At 65.7% G+C, this 17,959-nt stretch carries 16 protein-coding genes; 6 read left to right on the plus strand and 10 right to left on the minus strand.

The features are described 5' to 3' along the window. Positions 1-33 precede the first annotated feature (33 nt). The 4 genes from J8I35_RS02950 to J8I35_RS02965 form a co-directional block, all read right to left on the minus strand. Positions 34-1,170, minus strand: a complete 1,137-nt coding sequence (locus J8I35_RS02950) for a muconate/chloromuconate family cycloisomerase (protein ID WP_176016221.1) — start codon at positions 1,168-1,170, stop codon at positions 34-36. Between the two features lie 413 nt (positions 1,171-1,583). Further along, the gene (locus J8I35_RS02955) at positions 1,584-2,333 is read right to left on the minus strand and encodes a hypothetical protein (protein ID WP_050013946.1); all 750 of its coding nucleotides are present in this window, start codon (positions 2,331-2,333) and stop codon (positions 1,584-1,586) included. 257 nt (positions 2,334-2,590) lie between these two features. After that, positions 2,591-3,454 (minus strand): class I SAM-dependent methyltransferase, encoded by an 864-nt coding sequence (locus J8I35_RS02960; protein WP_209924416.1) that lies wholly within the window; start codon positions 3,452-3,454, stop codon positions 2,591-2,593. A gap of 96 nt (positions 3,455-3,550) precedes the next feature. Continuing rightward, positions 3,551-4,444, minus strand: a complete 894-nt coding sequence (locus J8I35_RS02965) for an NAD(P)/FAD-dependent oxidoreductase (protein WP_209924417.1) — start codon at positions 4,442-4,444, stop codon at positions 3,551-3,553. Here J8I35_RS02965 and J8I35_RS02970 point away from each other — a divergent pair. From J8I35_RS02970 to J8I35_RS02995, 6 genes are all read left to right on the plus strand, one after another. Beyond that, positions 4,443-4,637 (plus strand): hypothetical protein, encoded by a 195-nt coding sequence (locus tag J8I35_RS02970; RefSeq protein ID WP_209924418.1) that lies wholly within the window; start codon positions 4,443-4,445, stop codon positions 4,635-4,637. The two genes, J8I35_RS02965 and J8I35_RS02970, sit on opposite strands and share 2 nt — an antisense overlap. A gap of 83 nt (positions 4,638-4,720) precedes the next feature. Continuing rightward, positions 4,721-5,353, plus strand: a complete 633-nt coding sequence (locus J8I35_RS02975) for a TetR/AcrR family transcriptional regulator (protein WP_209924504.1) — start codon at positions 4,721-4,723, stop codon at positions 5,351-5,353. 298 nt (positions 5,354-5,651) lie between these two features. Next, positions 5,652-7,121, plus strand: a complete 1,470-nt coding sequence (locus J8I35_RS02980) for a benzaldehyde dehydrogenase (protein ID WP_209924419.1) — start codon at positions 5,652-5,654, stop codon at positions 7,119-7,121. Between the two features lie 13 nt (positions 7,122-7,134). Next, entirely contained in the window at positions 7,135-8,262 is a 1,128-nt protein-coding gene (locus J8I35_RS02985; RefSeq protein ID WP_209924420.1) for an NAD(P)-dependent alcohol dehydrogenase, read from the plus strand. Positions 8,263-8,412: 150 nt separating this feature from the next. Further along, complete coding sequence (locus J8I35_RS02990) at positions 8,413-9,576, plus strand: helix-turn-helix domain-containing protein (RefSeq protein ID WP_245170082.1); 1,164 nt, start codon at positions 8,413-8,415, stop codon at positions 9,574-9,576. Positions 9,577-10,217: 641 nt separating this feature from the next. Beyond that, entirely contained in the window at positions 10,218-10,769 is a 552-nt protein-coding gene (locus J8I35_RS02995; RefSeq protein ID WP_077179759.1) for a sigma-70 family RNA polymerase sigma factor, read from the plus strand. A 77-nt stretch (positions 10,770-10,846) separates the two neighbouring features. Here the strand turns inward: J8I35_RS02995 and J8I35_RS03000 are convergent, their stop codons facing one another. The 6 genes from J8I35_RS03000 to J8I35_RS03025 form a co-directional block, all read right to left on the minus strand. Next, complete coding sequence (locus J8I35_RS03000) at positions 10,847-11,203, minus strand: Fis family transcriptional regulator (RefSeq protein WP_245170056.1); 357 nt, start codon at positions 11,201-11,203, stop codon at positions 10,847-10,849. A gap of 103 nt (positions 11,204-11,306) precedes the next feature. After that, a complete protein-coding gene (gene tldD / locus J8I35_RS03005; protein WP_209924423.1) occupies positions 11,307-12,794 on the minus strand; it encodes a metalloprotease TldD in 1,488 nt (495 codons plus the stop codon). Positions 12,795-12,845: 51 nt separating this feature from the next. After that, positions 12,846-14,204, minus strand: coding sequence for a metallopeptidase TldD-related protein (locus J8I35_RS03010; protein WP_209924424.1), 1,359 nt, complete (start codon positions 14,202-14,204; stop codon positions 12,846-12,848). Positions 14,205-14,427: 223 nt separating this feature from the next. Next, the gene (gene trxA, locus J8I35_RS03015) at positions 14,428-15,648 is read right to left on the minus strand and encodes a thioredoxin (protein WP_209924425.1); all 1,221 of its coding nucleotides are present in this window, start codon (positions 15,646-15,648) and stop codon (positions 14,428-14,430) included. A gap of 78 nt (positions 15,649-15,726) precedes the next feature. Then, on the minus strand, positions 15,727-17,538 hold the full coding sequence (locus tag J8I35_RS03020; protein ID WP_209924426.1) for an SbmA/BacA-like family transporter: 1,812 nt from the start codon (positions 17,536-17,538) through the stop codon (positions 15,727-15,729). Further along, a complete protein-coding gene (locus J8I35_RS03025; protein ID WP_074807266.1) occupies positions 17,535-17,957 on the minus strand; it encodes a biopolymer transporter ExbD in 423 nt (140 codons plus the stop codon). Before J8I35_RS03025 ends, J8I35_RS03020 begins: the two co-directional genes overlap by 4 nt. Between the last annotated feature and the right edge of the window lie 2 nt (positions 17,958-17,959).

Consider the following 17,959-nt stretch of genomic DNA (forward strand, 5'->3'; position numbering starts at 1 on the left):
TTTGGGGGGATGACGGTCTTTGCCTGACTCGACTTACCGCGCGACTTTCGTCAGCCCGTCGCGGGTGAAACGCCTGACCTTGTCCTCGTCGAGCACGATGCCGAGACCGGGGCCGTCCGGCACGGTCAGTTCGAAGTCGCTGTAGTCCAGCGGCTGCGTCAGGATTTCTTCGGTGATCAGCAGCGGCCCGAACAGTTCGGTGCCCCACTGCAGGTTCGCGACGCTCGCGAACAGGTGCGCGGACGCCACCGTGCCGAACGCGCCTTCGAGCATCGTGCCGCCGTACAGCTCGATGCCGGCCGCGTCCGCGATCGCGGCCACGCGCTGCGCGGCGAAGAGGCCGCCGCTCTGTTCGATCTTGATCGCGAACACGTCCGCGCCGTGCTGCTTCGCGATGTCGAATGCGCTGTCGGGGCCCTGCAGGATTTCATCGGCCATCAGCGCGACGGGGAAACGGCGCATCAGGCGCGTCAGCGCCGCGGCCGACGCGACCGGCTGCTCGACCAGTTCGCAGCCCGCATCGGCCAGCGCCGGAATCGCGCGCGCGGCCTGCGTTTCGCTCCACGCCATGTTCACGTCGACGCGCACCGATGCGCGATCGCCGACCGCGTGCTTGATCTCGGCCACGTGGCGGATATCCGTTTCCGGCGCTTTCGCGCCGATTTTCAGCTTGAATACGTTGTGGCGGCGCAGGTCGAGCATCCGTTCGGCTTCGGCGATGTCGGTGGCCGTGTCGCCCGACGCGAGCGTCCACGCGACCGGCAGGCGATCACGGCGACGCCCGCCGAGCAGTTCGCTGACCGGCACGCCGAGCCGCTTGCCGTGCGCGTCGAGCAGCGCGGTTTCGAGCGCGCTCTTCGCGAAATGGTTGACCTTCGCGAGCTTGCCGACGAACGCCATCAGCGTCTGAACGCGCGTCGCGTCACGGCCGATGATCGCCGGTGCGAGGTAAGCATCGATCGCGAGCTTCATCGCTTCCGGGCTTTCCGGACCGTAGGCCATGCCGGCGATCGTCGTGCCTTCGCCGATACCGGTCACGCCGTCGCTGCAGAACACCTTCACGAGCATCAGCGTCTGGCCGTGCATCGTGGCCACCGACAACTTGTGCGGGCGGATCGTCGGCAAGTCGACGAGACGGGTTTCGATGCGTTCGATGGTGGGGGAGGACATGGGACACGCTGCGTGGGGGCTGTTCATGGAACGGATTTATACGCGGCGGGGAAATCGGGCGTCCAATACTTTTGGGCGGGATTTTCGATACCTAATTGGTATTGAAATCGCCCCATGAATGCGAAATATTGCGGTGCGCCATACCTGTTTGGGTAGACAGACGGGCTGGGAGGGTTGATGGAGCGGGTTGTGCGGGGTCGGGGGATCGTTTGGGCGGGGGTCTGCCGAGGCGGCTTGCGGCAGCGGGAAAACGAGCTGAAAACCGGCGGCCTGCCGAGTCGATCAGGGTTTTCCTGAGGGAAAAAAACGGTGGGCCGCCGTCGGGCCGTCGGCTTCGGTGTCGGCGTCGGCGTCGGTTTCGGCGAACGACCGGAAGGCCGTCACGCTTGCACTCATTGACGCAAACATGCTCCCTAAGACATCGATGAGGCGTCGGCAAGCGGTCGTATGTGCGACCGGCCGCCGGGCCGATACCAGCGACCGGATGCCGGGCACACGGCGGCGGGTGCGCCGTTCGACCAGACTTGTTCCTCATCCAGGTGCAGCGAGGTCGAACGGGCAGTGTCGAAGACGACGTCAAGCGCTTGCCCGACATGGACGTCTTCGATGGGAAGCTCCCAGGTCAGGAATATCTGGATGCAATCGCGGCCTGGCGCGAAGTCGACCGCATTAAATTCGCGACTGCCGCGCTGAATGACGCCATGAGGCTGGCCCGTATCGAATATCACAGCGGTCCCCCGGGTCAGCGGAATGCGATGGCCGGTAGCGGGAAAATGCAAGTCCAGCCCTCGGTCCTCGCTCAGGAAGAGATTGCAGAAGGCCGCACCGCCATATTGCGCGCCGTCATGGTGGTACCTCGCGCCACGACAGGCCATGAGGGCCACGTCACTGGCGGCAAGCACGTTGGGCAGTCCGAGTGCGCCCGTCCAGTCGGACATGGCCTGCACGCAGCGCTTGTAGTCCGGCCAGCGCGCTTGCGTTCGCGCCAACGGCATTGCCTCGACGTCCCCCGGCTCCAGGACGAGCCGCGACGATGTCTCTCTTTCCCAATCTGCGAGCAGCCGTGCGGAAGGAACCGGCACGTCGACCGTGCCTGATAGAACGATGTCACTGACGCGTCGACTGCGAATGGCGTCGCCGCTCCAGAAATAGGAAGTCAGCATGTCTCGAATTCGATGCCGTCGAAGGGGACAGATGGGGCAATTGTAGCGATTCAGCCTGATCACGTCGGCGAAAATCGGCCACGAACTGCCGGTCGCATGCGCCGCCGGCAGGCCGCTCAGGCGTCGGCTCTGCTTCGCAACCGGCCATCTGCCTGTCGCAAGGCGAGCGCTCGTTCAGCGCTCGGAACGGACATCCATCTGAGCGGCCAACGACGCCCGGCGCGACCAAGCGGCCGCGTCTCGCCTGTTAATCCCTGTCAGCCTGCCGGATTTCGTGCCGTGACGACCCAGGCAGCGCCGTTGATCAATACCGCTCCCTCGCCGGGGAGGCTCGCGAAGGCGGCATGAACGGCGGCGGAGGCACGGGCGCGGATGTCGTCGGGTTGACCAGCGAGCGCACGCGACAGCGGGCCGACCTCGAGCGTCATCCTCACTGCGTCGGCGATCGCGGCGTCCCGCGTTTCGCCCTCGCCGAATGGGACGGCGGCGTCGAAGGGCGAGATAACGATCTCGGCGAAACCGGCCGCCGTCAGGATGCGCGCCAGGTGCTCCCGGTCGCCGAACGAAAACGGGCCGGGCGCGTCGGGATCGGGCAGCGCACTCGGCGGGACGATGTCCTTGAGCGCGCCCACCGGCAGTCGCATCCAATCGTTCTCGGCCGCCCCGCGCCAGCAGACGAAAGCGACCCGGCCACCCGGCCGGAGCGCGCGTCGCATATGGGCGAACGCCGCTGTCGGATCGGGGAAAAACATCACGCCGAAACGCGAGAACAGAATGTCGAACGCGCCTTCGGGCAGCGCTGCGCTGCTGGCGTCGGACACCTGAAACAGGGCCGGCGTATCGTGGCGCGCAAGCGCGCGCGCTCGATCGATCAGCGGTTCGGATATGTCCACGCCCAGCACGTGGCCCGCCGCGCCGACGCGAGCAGCCAGCGCCAGACTCGACGCGCCCGCGCCGCAGCCGATGTCCAGCACGCGCTCACCCGTCGCGGGCGCGGCGGCTTCGATCGCGGCCTGCCCGAACACCGCCACCAGAGCGTCGAGCCGAGCCTGGTTGGCGACCCAGCGCTCGCCGCTTTGACCATTCCAGTCACCCGCCTGATCAGCACTTTGCTTTGCCATGTCATTCTCCTTGACCCGACGATCCGCCTTTCGCCGCGTCGATCCATGTCGACCTGTTCGAACGCGACGACGCAACGAGAGCAGGAATCCGTGCGCTCAAACCACCATCGACTGCTGGGCGAAGATACCCGCCATCGCGCCCTGCGATGATGCCTGGGTGACCGAGGGCAAGAACGGCGTGGCGAGGTCGCCGGCGGCGTAGATGCCGGGCATGCTGGTTTGGCGGCGCTCGTCGACCGCGAGAACGATGCCGGTAGGCGTATCGACCGTGGCGAGGCCCAGTGATTCGTGCAGGCTGGCGGACGGCTTGTTGCGCGGTTGGGCGAACAGGACGTCGACCGCGACGTTGCGGCACGTGTCGAGATTGACGGTGGCGATATGGCCGTTCTGGTGCGCGATCTCGACGATCCGGCCATCGACGACAGACAGGTTGCGGCGCGCCAGATCGGCCCGGATATCGGGCGCGATGTCATGACCGTCAGTGAAGATCGTCAACGCGTCAGTCCAGTCGCGGAACAGCCTGGCAGACTGGTACGACTGCGGTCCGGACCAGACGAGGCCCCAATGCTGGCCGGCGACTTCAAAGCCGTCGCAATAGGGGCATGGCACGATGGACGTGCCCCAGCTTTCGGCAAAGCCCGGAACCTCAGGCATCTGGTCGGCGACGCCATAGCTCAGGATCAGGCGGCGCGCCCTCAAGCTTTCGTGATCGTCGGTGACGACGCAGAAATCGTCGATCGCGCCAGACACGCTCTCCGCCCGGGCATTGACCAGCTTGATCGTCGGATAGCGCGACAGCTGCTGCCGCGCCTCGACCAGGATGTCGAGCGGCGGCTTGTGATCGTGGCCGAGCAGGCCATGCGAGTGACCGGCAAAGCGATTGCGCGGGCGGCCGGTATCGAGCACGGTGACCTCGCGGCGGGCACGGCCGAACTGCAGCGCGGCGGCAAGGCCGGCAAAGCTGCCGCCGATGATGATAACGTCATTCATGGTGATGGGCTCCGTGTCCTGGTGGGAGGGGCTGGGCTTGGTGCGCCATATCGTCCAGCGATACGCGCTCCAGACGGGCTGCGAGCAGGGCTTCGGCAACGACGCGACAGTCGCCGTCACCGTGTTGAACGGCCGGACAATGCCGCTCGATATCGCCGGGCGGCCGGGGAAACTGATTCGGACGACCGGTTGAAACCGACCCTTGGCTTGCATATTTATGATACTGAATGGTATCCTAATGCACGGATTTGAATACTGTCAAGTACTGAAATGATCGTGACCGAAAACAACCAGGGCCGCCGCGGCCGGCCCGCCAACGACGCGCTTCGCCAGACGATCGTCGACGCCGCCTGCGAACTCTTCGTGGAATTGGGTTTTCAAGCGACGACCATGGACAAGGTCGCCCAGCGCGCGAAGATATCCAAGCTCAGCATCTATCGACACTTCGAGAGCAAGGAGGCGCTGTTCAGCGCGGCCATGGCGGCCCACTGCCAGCAGTTTGCGCCGCAGACCCTGACCGAAGGCATCGCCGGTTCGGCTGAAGATCAGCTCATGGCGGTAGGATCATCGCTGCTTCGCACGCTGTTGAGCCCGGACGTCCGCAGCGTCGAAGCCATGGTTTTGGCCGACAAGACGAATCAAAGATCGTTGAGCAAGCTCCATTACGAAGCGGGGCCCGCCCATGTCATTGCCCAAATCGAGGCCGTGTTGCGTCAGTTGCACGCGAAAGCGATGCTGAACGTACCCGATGCTCACCGGTCCGCCCGCTTGTTTGGCGCGCTCTTCAAAGGATGCGATCTGCTGCTTGTCGCGCGCTTCGACGAGGCGAGCGCACGGAACGACAACGAAATCGAGTCCTATTGCCGGTCGGCCGTCGCCATGTTCATCGCCGCGCACGGCGGCATCTAGCGGTGCGTTGTCGCGGCTTGATGACGAACCCGCAGCAGTTGCAGATGATGTTCGCCCCGGGCAACCGATGGATGATCCGTGGACGACTGACGGGGAGGCCATTGCGCGAGCGCAATGGCCCGACAACTGTTCAATTTCCGCACACGGAATCGCAAACGCGTCCCGATCCACGCGCCTCCCACGCGTGGGAAGAAATCCGGATAGCCCCGCTTCCCCGCGCTTGCCTACCCTCGCGCGCATGCCGATCGACGCCAACCCACGCCCGATCCGGCCGATCCGAATTTCCCCAGGAGCGCAAATGGATAGCAACACCCCCGCACTGTTCGACACCGACATCTGGCGCGGCAAGACCTTCAATGGAAACTGGCACGCCAGCCCGCACGCCGCCGACGTAATCGAACCGGCAACCGGCAACGCGCTCGGCCGCATCGGCGTCGCCGACGCCGCAGCCATCGCCGAAGCATCGGCTACCGCACACCGCACCCAGCCCGCCTGGTTCGCCCTGCCCTACGACGAGCGCGCGGCCGTCCTGCGCCGCGCGGCGGCCATCGCCGAAACGCACTTCGATTCGATCGTCGACTGGCTCGTGCGCGAAAGCGGCTCGACCCGCGCAAAGGCAGCGTTCGAAACGTCGGTCACGATCAAGGCGCTGCACGAAGCAGCCGGGCTGCCGTCGCGCGCGGCCGGCGAAGTACTGCCGTCGGCGGCCGGCCGGCTGTCGCTCGCGCGCCGCCGTCCGCGCGGCGTGATCGGCGTGATCTCGCCGTTCAATTTCCCGTTGTATCTCGCGATACGCGCGGTCGCGCCGGCGCTCGCGCTCGGCAACGCGGTCGTGCTGAAGCCCGATCCACGTACCGCCGTGTGCGGCGGCGTCGCGATCGCCCGCGTGTTCGAGCTCGCCGGCCTGCCCGAGGGCGTGCTGCACGTACTGCCCGGCGATGGCGCGGCCGGCGCGGCGCTGGTCGCCGATCCGCACGTCGCGATGATCCAGTTCACCGGCTCCACCGCGGCCGGGCGCAAGGTCGGCGAAGCGGCGGGCCGCCACCTGAAGAAGGTATCGCTCGAACTCGGCGGCAAGAATTCGCTGATCGTGCTCGACGATGCCGACCTCGACCGCGCGGTCGCCAACACCGCATGGGGCGCGTATCTGCATCAAGGCCAGATCTGCATGGCGACCGGCCGCGTGCTCGTGCAGCGCGCGATTCACGACCGCTTCGTCGCGAAGCTCGTCGAGAAGGCGCGAAGCCTGCGCGTCGGCGATCCGGCCAGCGGCGACGTCGGCCTCGGCCCGCTGATCAACGCCGCGCAACGCGACCATGCGGCGAGCGTGGTCGACGCGGCGCGCCGTGCGGGCGCACGGGTCGAGACGGGCGGCAATCATCGTGGCCTGTTCTTCGAGCCGACCGTGCTGAGCGGCGTCGCGCCGGGCAATCCGGCATTCGACGAGGAGATTTTCGGGCCGGTCGCGATCGTCGTGCCGTTCGATACCGACGAAGACGCGATCGCGCTCGCCAATCAAACCGAATACGGACTGTCGATGGCGATCCTGTCGGCCGACGTCGGCCGCGCGCTGAGGATCGGCGAGCGGTTGAACACCGGGCTGCTGCACATCAACGACCAGACGGTCAACGACGAAGTGATCAATCCGTTCGGCGGCGTCGGCGCATCGGGCAACGGCACGAGCATCGGCGGTGCGGCAAACTGGGAGGAATTCACGCAGTGGCAGTGGCTGACGATCAAGGGCGAAGCGCCGCTGTATCCGATTTGACGAGGAGACCGACATGTACACCGAAAACGATACGCGCGCCGTCACCGCGGCCGTCGCGCGCGCCGCCGGCGCACCCTTCTCGATCGAGGCGGCCCGCATTCGCGCGCCGCGCGGCGACGAGGTGCTCGTGCGCGTCGTCGCGACCGGCCTGTGCCATACCGACCTGATCGTACGCGACCAGTACTACCCGGTGCCGCTGCCCGCCGTGCTCGGTCACGAAGGCGCCGGCGTGGTCGAGGCGGTCGGCCCGAACGTGAAGACGCTCGCCGCGGGCGACCACGTCGTGCTCACCTACGGCGCGTGCGGCCACTGCGCGTCGTGCGTCGGCGGCCACGGCGCGTATTGCCGGCAGTTCTTCGCGCTGAATTTCGGCGGCGCCGACACGGACGGGCAGACGGCCATCCGCGACGAAGCCGGACAACCGCTGCACGATCATTTCTTCGCGCAGTCGTCGTTCGCGAGCTATGCGCTCGCCCGCGAGAACAACGCGATCAAGGTGCCGAAGGACGCGCCGCTCGAACTGCTCGGCCCGCTCGGCTGCGGGATCCAGACCGGCGCGGGCGCGGTGATCAACTCGCTCGCGGTGCGCCCGGGCAGCAGCTTCGCGAGCTTCGGCGCCGGCGCCGTCGGCATGAGCGCGGTGATGGCCGCGCGCATCGCCGGCGCGACGACGATCATCGCCGTCGACATCGTGCCGTCGCGGCTCGCGCTGGCGCTCGAGCTCGGTGCGACGCACGCGATCAACAGCCGGGAAGTCGACGTGGCCGACGCGATCCGCGAGATCACCGGCGGCGGCGTCGACTACGCGCTCGAATCGACCGGGCTGCCGGCGGTGCTGTCGCAAGGAATCGACGCGCTCGGCTCGCGCGGCACGATGGGCGTGGTCGGCGCGCCGAAGCTGGGTACGAAAGCCGAATTCGACGTGAACAGCCTGCTGCTCGGCGGTCACACGATTCGCGGCATCGTCGAAGGCGACAGCGTGCCGCAGACGTTCATTCCGCAGCTCGTGCAGCTGTATCTGCAAGGGCGGTTTCCGTTCGACCGGCTGGTGAAGTTCTATCCGCTCGACCAGATCAACCAGGCGGCGGAAGACAGCAGCAAGGGGATCACGCTCAAGCCGATCCTGCGGTTGCCGCACTGAGCGCAACAGGCGCCGCCGGCAGCACGCGGCGGCGCCTCTTCTCGGGAAAATACCCGGCATCAGGCACCGGGCTATATTACGCATTCGCGCGACACGCCAGGCCGACACGTCTGGCACGGATATCGACCTTGAATGGAGCGCAGCGTGAACATGGCCCCTGAATCCCCTGCACGGCCGGTTGACCTCGACCGGCTCCGCGCCCGCTTCGCCGCGGGCGAGCCGCTGCCGGAAACGGCGTTGCCGGCCAGCGTCGCGCGCTCGTGGCTGCGCTCGCGCGACGCCGGGCTCCGGCCGTGGCAAACCGCCCGCTATGAAATGCAGCGCGAGCGCGACGAATCGCGCGCGGATCGGCGGCTCCATCGCTGCGTCGCGCAGGAAATCGAGCCGCTGTGGGCCGCATTCGGCGGCACCGAATGGACGATCATGTGCGTCAATCCGCACGGCACGATCGTCCATGCGCGGCGCAGCCCGCAATGCGACGACGCGCTGCTGACGCCGATCGTCGCCGGGCGCAGGATCGTCGAGCCGAACATCGGCACGACCGCGCCGAGCTGCGTGATTCACGACGGTAGCGAAGCCATCGTCGCGGGCGCGCAGCATTATCTCCACGAGTTGTCGCGGGTGTTCTGTCTCGCGGTGCCGCTGGTCGGCTTCGACGGCGAAGTGATCGGCGCGCTCGATATCACCGGCATCGGCAGGCGCAACGTCGCGCAACTGCGCGAGCCGTTCCGGCACGCGTCGCTCGCCGCCGAACAGCGGCTCTATGCGATGCTGCGCGACTGCCATCTGCTGCAGGTGCAATTCGATCCGCGCTGGCTCGGCACGCCGCTCGCCGGCGTCATCGCGCTCGACGAAGCGGGCCGCGTGCGCGCGGTGAGCCGCCTGGCCCGCCAGATGCTCGACCTCGCGCCCGCCGGGCCGGCGGCGCCGGTCGATCTCCGGCAACTATTTCCGGGCGCGACGCCCGCGCAGCAGCGCCGGTTGCTGACACCGGCACGCACGCCGCAGCGGATCGCGCGCGACGATGGTAGCCACGTATGGGTGCGCACCGTGCGTGCGCCGCTCGACCGGGCGACGAGGGCGCGTCACGCCGATGTGCTCGAAGACGCTGCCGACGTGTGCAACGTCGGGTCGGCCGCCGGCCCGCAGGCGAGCCTGCACGAACAGTCACTCGACGCGATCCGGCGCGCGCTCGACGAGCACGACGGCAATGTGTCGGCGGCCGCGCGGCAACTCGGCATTTCACGCACGACGCTGTACGCGAAACTTCGGCAGCTCGACGCGGCAGGGATCAGGCACGACGGATCGCATTGACGATGCGGGATGAAGCCGGTCGCGCGGCAATTGGCGCTTGGGGCCTGCTCATGCTGACACCGGGCTGGCGTTGCCCCGAAGGCCAATACAGGTTTGGCCCGTCCCATAGTTTCGTGTAATCGCAGCCCGTCATTCGCGTGTCGATACGCGCCGTTGTCGATAACGGAACGTCCGCGGTCGGACCATACGCCGCCAAAGCTCGACGGCGATCGTCACGTCACGCTCGGGCGCGGATTGAAACACGCATGTGCCAGGTCCACGTCGATGCGGCTCAGAAGCGGTCTCCAACCGAAAGGATGCCGCGAATTCCCCGCGCTCGTTCCGAGCGTGACCTCATAACGATTCCATGATTCCTTGGTTCCGTCGATGATGCGGTGTCCGTATCGTTCGCGTATTCATCAGACTTATCGATCGATGACGGCGCGGTCCTGCGGCAGCGAAACGACGGCGCAAAATATTGCGTTGGTTTCAAACCACTTTGAGTCCAGCGGTTTTTGTAATGGCATACTCAAGCCTGGGCGCTGCGCAGAGGCGTTGTCACTTCCAGCGGCGTGGCGGCGCAAATAAAGTGCGCTTCTTCATGTGCCGTTTTCGTGCACGCTTGCGTGCCTTGACGCCACGGGTCCAGGAATCCGTTTCATATGAATTACAGTTCACCGATCAGTGGCTCCCCCACGAGATGCGATGTCGACGACGAACGCACGCGCTCGCGCGCGGCATGGCTGACGAGTGAATTCCGCGCGAGCTATGCATGGCTGAAGTCGAAACTGCAAAGGCGCGTCGGCTCGCCTGCCGATGCGGAAGATCTCGCGTCGTCGTCGTTCGCGGAACTTGCCGGTATGCAGGACCTGACAGCGGTGCGCGATGCGCGGGCCTTTCTCACGGTCATCGCCCAGCGCCTCACCTACGAGATGTGGCGCCGCCGCGACCTGGAACGCGCGTATCTGGAGACGCTCGCCCATCGGGAAGAAGCCGTCACGCCGTCGGCGGAAAGCATGGCGGAAGTGACGCAGGCGCTCTTGCTCGTGGATCAGGCGTTGAACGGCCTGTCACCCAATGCGAAAAGCGCTTTCGTGATGAGTCAGATCGACGGCCTCACGCACGCTGAAATCGCCGAGCGGCTCGGCGTGTCGGTGAGCATGGTGCGCAAATATATCGCGCAGGCCTTGACGCAGTGCTATCTGATGACATGAGCCGGCGGCACCCGCGTCGACGCTCGACTGCCGGCTGACAGCCTCGCGTGCCGTTCGTTGTCGCGAACGTGCCGCTTTCACTGCGCCGCGCCGGGTCGCTCCAGTTGCCGTGCGACGACGTCGATCACCCGGACGGGCGCTGTCTCGAGTTGCGAGTCATGATCCGTCACGAGCGCCGCGAAGGCGCGAAAGGCGGCCGGATCGAATCCGTAGCGACCTTCCTCTCCCGATTCATATGCATGACCGGCGATGCGCTCGTATTCGTCGGCCGCATGCAGGTGTTGCCCGCCGTAGCCGAGCTCGCGCAACATCGCGGCGGCCATCGCCACGCGCAGCAGGATGCGCAGCGCGGTCAGCGAGCCGGCCCCGGCGCGCAGCGCTTCGAGCTGAAGGTGATACTCCAGTGAAAGCGCATCGCGAATGGCCTTCGGCAAAGGCAGGCGTTCCGTCTTGTCCGCCCGCGACCGGATTCTCGACTGGTCGAGACGCTGCGCCCACCCTCTCATCGTCGGCTCGCCAAAGGTCCGCACGCATTCATCACGCCGTTCCGCCCACCGTCATGTCGTCCACGCGAACGGTAGGCTGCCCCACGCTCACCGGCACCGACTGGCCGGCCTTGCCGCACACGGCGCGGCCCGTGTCGAGTTCGAGGTTGTTGCCGACCATGCTGATTTTCTGGATCGTTTCGAGCCCGTTGCCGGTGATCGTCGCGCCTTTCACGGGCGCGCAGAGCCTGCCGTTTTCGATCAGGAATGCTTCCGACGCCTCGAACACGAACTGCCCGCTCGTGATGTCGACCTGCCCGCCCTCGAGCCCCGCCACATAGATCCCGCGCTTTACCGACGCAATGATCTCGTCGTGCTCGCGATCGCCGTTGAGCATGAACGTGTTGGTCATGCGGGGCATCGGCAACACCGCATAGCCCTCGCGGCGGCCGTTGCCCGTCGGCCGCATGTTCATCAGGCGCGCGTTGAGCGAGTCCTGCATGCAGCCGCGCAACACGCCGTCCTCGATCAACACCGTGCGTTGCGTCGGACAACCCTCGTCGTCGACATTGAGCGAGCCACGGCGGCCTTCGAGCGTGCCGTCGTCGACGATGGTGACGTTACGCGCCGCCACGCGCTCGCCGATGCGGCCCGCGAACACCGAGGTCTTGCGCCGTATGCCGTCGGCCTCGAGACCATGGCCTACGGCTTCGTGCAACAGCACGCCGTTCCAGCCGGGCCCGACGACGACGGTCATTTTTCCCGCCGGCGCGGGCCGTGCATCCAGTTTCGTCAGCGCGGCTTCGACGCGGTCGCATACCAGCGTGCGGAGGTCGTCGTCCGACCACGAAGCGATTTCGTAGCGACCGCCGATTCCCCCGCTCGCGCTTTCGACGCGGTCGCCCGATTTGACGCGAACGTTGATCGCCAACCGCAGCATGGGTCTCACGTCGCCGACACTGAGCCCGTCGCAGCGCGCGATCCACACCGTCTCGTGCGTCGCGGCGAGCATCGCGTTGACCTCGACCACGCGCGGATCCTTCGAACGCGCCAGTTCGTCCACGCGCTTGAGCAGCGCGAGTTTGCGCTCAGCGCCGATCGCGCCGAGCGAGGCGCGCGGAAGATAGATCGATCGCGCCGCCGCGGAACCGGGTGGCTCGCCGCGAGGCGTTGCGTGGGAAAAAACCTCCGGTCCCGAACGAATCTGCCGCGCGATCGTGCGCAACGCGTCCGCTCCGATCCTTTGCGAACTCGCGAACGTCGTCTCCTCGCCATTCAGCACGCGAATGCCGAATCCCGAATCGCATAGCCACGCGCCGCCCCGCACCGCGCCGCCTTCTAGCGACCACGATTCGGCGATCGACTCCTTCAGATAGATGTCGGCGAAGTCGCCGGACTGCCCGAGCGCGCTGTTCAGCGCGGCGAACAAATGCGTTTCGTCGATGCCGTGTTTGTCGAGCAACCCTGCATACGCCGCGCGGCGCATGTCGTGGAGCGAGGGGGCACAGGTGTCAGTCAGGGTTTCGTTCGTGTCCAGCATGGTGTCGTACCGGTATGTGACAGGAAAGGATGGCCGCGCGCATCGCACGCGTTAGTTGCCGCCGATTCTCATTTCATCGATCAGCCACGAACCCGTGCGGAAGCTGCCCCTGGTCACGGTGTCGGCCCCCACGGCGAGCAGGCCGGAAAACATCGCATTCAGATTCGACGCGATCGTGATGCCGGTGACCGGGAAACGGATCTGGCCGTTCTCCACCCAGAACCCTTTCGCGGCACGCGAGAAATCCCCCGTCAGCCGATTCACACCGCCGCCCGCCATCTCGGTGACGAACAAGCCGCGATCCAGCCTTTCCAGCATCGCGTCGAGCCCGTCCGTGTTGGCGGTTTTCGCACTGCGCACTTCGAGGTTGTGCGGGCCCCAACCGTTGCCGGTCGGCGCCATGCCGAGACGCCGGGCCGCGTACAAGCCAAGAAAATAGCCGCGCAACATGCCTGCCTCGACAACCGATCGCCGGGACGCGGCCACGCCGTCGGCGTCGAAGCATCGGCTCGCCATGCCTCTCGGCACGAACGGATCTTCGTCCACCTGAATGTGATCGGCAAAGATGCGAGTACCGAGACGGTGGGTCAGGTACGAGCCCGTCCGATAAAGCGCATCGCCGGATGCCGCGTTGACGAACTCGCCGAGCAGCGACATCGCGGCCAGCGGCTCGAACAACACGGGGCAACGCTGCGTTTCAATCTGCGTGCTGCCCAGCAGCGCGAGCGCACGTGTCGCGGCCAACGTTCCGATCCGTGCGGGTGCGTCCAGATCGGCATAAGCGCGCGCGCCATCGCTCCAGAATCCCATCTGTTTCTCGCCAGTGCCTGCCGCGACAGGCATGCACGACACGAAATGCGTGGACCACGGCACGCCGTGACCAAACCCCTCGCTGGTCGCGAGCAGCGACAATCCCGCGGAAGTCCTGACGCTGGCGCCGTTGGTCGTCACGATGGCCGGGCTCGTGGAGAACGCGGCCTCTTCCGCGCGACGGGCGTCGTCGAGCATCTCATCAAGCGACAGATCGAGCGGATGATACAAGTCCAGATCGATGAAGTCCCTGGCGAGCAAGTCTGCCGGGGCCAGGCCGGCGGCGGCATCGACGTCCGTGACCGACGCGATGTCGATGGCGGCCGCCACCGCACCGGCGAGGCCGTCGGGAGACAAATCGGACGAGGTCGTCGCACCGCGTCGGCCATTGCGATAGACCACGAGCGAGACCGATGATGACAGTCGAAGGCTCCGTTCGGTCGGCATCCGGTTGCGCACGGTCGCTGCCCGCGATTCGACATGATCGACCTCCACACGAACGCCGTCGGCCCCTGCGCGTCGTGCAAGATCGAGTGCACATTCGGCCGCCGCCTCCAGGCCGGATTTCACGTCGCGCCACTGCGTACCGCCGTCATGCATGGAATCACTCCGAGTGTTGGATTGCCGCGTGCCCCACGAGTCCGACTTTCTACCGAGACGTTTTCGCGTCATGTCGAGCGGGAGCACATTGGAAACAGTCTATCGAGCGCGACCGAATTTTTTTTACGAAAGAAATCGCCGTCTCGCGGATTCGTGGAATCGTTTTTCGCGCACGCCGACGCATCCGGAATTTACGTTCGGCGCGCGCCTTTTCCGCGATGATTCACGCGCAGCGCTTCGTCAGCCCGATCAAACGATCGCCGATGCTCGTGCCGACCTTTTTCATGGCCTTCGTGCCGTCGCCGTAGTGAGACCGAAACCGTGCAATGAGTTCGGAATCCACCAGCCCAATTCGCTCGAGAGTCTTGTCGCCTTGCGAAGCCTCTTCGCCGCGCTCCACCGCGCGATTCGACGTTTCTTCGGCGAGCTGCATGAAGCGTCGGTCGTCATCGCGCGTCCAGTTGCAGGCCGCGCGCAACAACTCCCAATGCGCGCCCGCCAGGCCGAATATGAAGTCGGTGACGATCGCGGCGTCGCCGAGCGGCTGAGCGACCAATACGAGAAGCCGTGCCGCCAACGCGTGCGCGGCGCCGGCCGCGGTGGTATCGGCTTTCGCGAGCGCCTGCTTGATCGCGGCCAGTTCCGAATCCAGGGGCCCTTCCGCCCGAGCGGGGTCATGCTGCGCGGCCAGCCGGTCGCGAATCGACAGCAACGCCGGGTCGCCGCCGATCAACTCGGTCATCTCGCCGCCGGACAGTAGATCCGTCAGCAGCATTTGCGGCAGCCGCGCGAGATTCGCACCCACCGGCACGGCGTCCAGCCAGTGCGCGACGAACTCCGCGCCGTTCAGATGGGTGCTGCGATAGCTCGACAGCGATTCCACCACGGCCAGCACGTTGGCCGGGATACCCAGCATCCTCGCGCAATCGTCCACGTCCGCGGTGTTGCAGACGAACTGAATGGCGCTGCCGATTTCACCATCCCACATCGCTTCGGAAGGCGTGGCCCGCTTGCGGTCCAGCCACGCGCGCAACGCGGCAAGGCGTTCCGCCTTGAGCTGGGCGTCGCCGCCGAACGCGTTCGGTGCAACGGCGATCGCCGTCGGCAACGGCGTCACGGAGCCGAGGTGATTGTCGATGAAGCCGGCCAGTTGCGTGGCGGAGCGATTGCCGACCACGCGGCCGAGCTCCTTGCCGTCACGCAGCAGGATCAGCGTCGGAATCCCGCGAACACCGAATCGTTCGCGTACGCCGGCATTCTCGTCCACGTCGATCTTCACGAACGCCACGTTGCCCTGAAACTGCTCGCTCACTTTCGACAGCGTCGGCGCGAGCGCCTTGCACGGACCGCACCAGGGCGCCCAGAAGTCGACCAGTACGGGCAGCGGGTTGTTGATTACATCGGCTTCGATGGTTTCCAGCGTCACTGCTTTCAGATTGCTCATGAATCGACCTTGTCCTGTTTCACTTGTTGGCGCGCCGTACATGGTTCAAATGCACGGTGCCGGTTGGGATCGTGGCGCTCAACACAGCTGCGTTCCCATGTATGGGCGGCTGCCGGCGTGTGCACCCTGCGCTTCGTCGGCCGCGTCCTGTCGTGCTTCCGGTACCGACGGAGCGGGGAAATCGAGCGTGGTGTCGTGAAACGCCAGCAGTTCCTTGCGATGCGCGACGCTGACGACCGTCGCCTGAGGCAAGCGCTCGATCAACAGACCGTACAGTTCCTTCTCGCTCTGGCTATCGAGTGCGGACGTGCATTCGTCAAGGAACACTGCAGAAGGCTTGGCGAGCAGCACGCGCGCAAATGCCACGCGCTGTTGCTCGCCACCGGACAGCCGAGCGCTCCAGCGGTCTTCGACATGGAGCAAGCGCGCATAGGCCGACAATCCGCATGCGCGCAGCAGTGCCTCGCATTCGCTGTCGGGGTATGCCGACGCGTCGCGCGGATAGGTCACCGCCGCCTTCAGCGAGCCCGGCGGGATATAGCTGCGTTGCGGCAAGAAGAACGTGCCGGCTGCCGGACGCACGATCGTGCCTTCGCCGTAGGGCCATAGGCCGGCCAGCGCCCGCAGCAACGTGCTTTTCCCGCACCCCGAGCGACCTCGCACGAGGCACCGCCGGCCGGCTGGGAGCACGAAGTCGGGCACGCGCGACAGTGTGTCGCCGGACGCGTCGCGCAATACGAGCCCGCTCGCGGCGACCGCTCCGGTGCGGCTTTCTTGAAGCACGATTTCCTGCCTCGGCTCATGCTCGCTCACGTGCAGGACTTCGCGTAAACGGTTGGCTTCCGCGCGCCACGACGTAAACCCCGGATAGGCTTGCCAAAAAAATGCCAACGACCCCGTGACGGAATTAAATGCGCTGTTCGATTTCATCAGCCCGCCGAGCGTCAGCCCACCCGACATCAGTTGCGGCAGCATCAGCAAGGTCGGAACGATCGGAACGACCGAACTCAACTGACCGACGATATTGTTAAAGAACGAGACGCGCGTCCTCACCCACAGCGTCGTGTAGAGATTCGATACCACGAAGCGAAACGATGACTGCAGACGCCCATGCTCGGTCGTCTGCCCCTGAAAGAACGCGATCTGTTCCGCGAATTCACGCACGCCCACCATGAGCACGCGAAAATCGCCCTCGACACGATGCTGTCTGGCCGTCAGCGTGATGAGCCGGCGGCCCAGATAATGCGTCGCCGCGAAAATGACGCTGGTGTAGGCAAATGCGGCGAACACCAGATAACCGTGCAATACGTACGACGATCCGCCGACATGCACCTGCAACGGCCCGCCCATGCGCCACAGCACGACGCTGAACGACACGACGCTGACCGGTACCGAAAGAAGCCCGAGACCCAGCAGCAGCGTGTCGTTGACGAACAGCTTCACGTCCTCCGCGATACGCTGATCGACGTTCTCCAGTTCCCGGTCGCGTTCGATCCGGTAGTAGTTGTTGTGCGCGAGCCATTTTTCGGCGAGCCATGTCGTGAGCCATCTGCGCCAGCGGATCTGCACGATTTCCTGCAGTACCACCCCGGTAATCTGCACGGCCGCACCGGCCATCGCCACGAGCAGGAAACGCACGAGCAGCTCCGGCAGCACCTTGAATCGCGACGCGCCGATCGCATCGTAGAACGTGCCGGTCCAGTTGTTGTTCCACAGCATCACGTACGTCGTGGCCCAACTCGACCCGATCACGAGCATCAGCAGTATCAGCGAGAACACGCCTTCGCGCGTACGCCAGTAGGGGAACAGCAGTCGCCAAACCGACGGAAAGTGGCGGCGCGCTTCAGCGTCTTCCGCGCGGTCCATTGGAGAAGCGCCGTTCACCGTCATTGGTGCGCCTCGGGCGGTTGCATCACGAAGTTAATCTTGTTGAGGCCACCGCCCTGGAGCGCCGCGAGAATGGTCGCGACCTTGCCGTACTCGACGTGCTGATCCGCGTTGATATTGACCGCGGGCGGCTCGCCCTGCGCCGCGGCCTCGGCCACGCGTGCCTTCAACGCATCCGCGTCGACCGGCTGCTTGTTCCACAGCACCGTCTTGTCCGCCGTGATCGACAGATCGATGTCCTGGGTTTTCGACACGGCCGGCTGCGCGGCCGCCTGCGGAAGATCGACCTTCACCGCCTTGTTGATGACGGGCAGCGTCACGATGAAGATGATCAGCAACACCAGCATGACGTCGATCAGCGGTGTCATGTTGATGTCGTTCATGACGCCTTCGTCGCCGCCGCCATCGGTAATCATTGACATGG

The organism is Burkholderia sp. CpTa8-5, assembly GCF_017815045.1.
GTDB lineage: Bacteria > Pseudomonadota > Gammaproteobacteria > Burkholderiales > Burkholderiaceae > Burkholderia > Burkholderia sola.

Coding starts and splice junctions, on each gene's coding strand:
- J8I35_RS02950 (WP_176016221.1), bottom strand. CDS start 1,170: ATGTCCTCCCCCACCATCGAACGCATCGAAACCCGTCTCGTCGACTTG.
- J8I35_RS02955 (WP_050013946.1), bottom strand. CDS start 2,333: ATGCTGACTTCCTATTTCTGGAGCGGCGACGCCATTCGCAGTCGACGC.
- J8I35_RS02960 (WP_209924416.1), bottom strand. CDS start 3,454: ATGGCAAAGCAAAGTGCTGATCAGGCGGGTGACTGGAATGGTCAAAGC.
- J8I35_RS02970 (WP_209924418.1), top strand. CDS start 4,443: ATGGTGATGGGCTCCGTGTCCTGGTGGGAGGGGCTGGGCTTGGTGCGC.
- J8I35_RS02965 (WP_209924417.1), bottom strand. CDS start 4,444: ATGAATGACGTTATCATCATCGGCGGCAGCTTTGCCGGCCTTGCCGCC.
- J8I35_RS02980 (WP_209924419.1), top strand. CDS start 5,652: ATGGATAGCAACACCCCCGCACTGTTCGACACCGACATCTGGCGCGGC.
- J8I35_RS02985 (WP_209924420.1), top strand. CDS start 7,135: ATGTACACCGAAAACGATACGCGCGCCGTCACCGCGGCCGTCGCGCGC.
- J8I35_RS02990 (WP_245170082.1), top strand. CDS start 8,413: ATGGCCCCTGAATCCCCTGCACGGCCGGTTGACCTCGACCGGCTCCGC.
- J8I35_RS02995 (WP_077179759.1), top strand. CDS start 10,218: ATGAATTACAGTTCACCGATCAGTGGCTCCCCCACGAGATGCGATGTC.
- tldD (WP_209924423.1), bottom strand. CDS start 12,794: ATGCTGGACACGAACGAAACCCTGACTGACACCTGTGCCCCCTCGCTC.
- J8I35_RS03010 (WP_209924424.1), bottom strand. CDS start 14,204: ATGCATGACGGCGGTACGCAGTGGCGCGACGTGAAATCCGGCCTGGAG.
- trxA (WP_209924425.1), bottom strand. CDS start 15,648: ATGAGCAATCTGAAAGCAGTGACGCTGGAAACCATCGAAGCCGATGTA.
- J8I35_RS03020 (WP_209924426.1), bottom strand. CDS start 17,538: ATGACGGTGAACGGCGCTTCTCCAATGGACCGCGCGGAAGACGCTGAA.
- J8I35_RS03025 (WP_074807266.1), bottom strand. CDS start 17,957: ATGTCAATGATTACCGATGGCGGCGGCGACGAAGGCGTCATGAACGAC.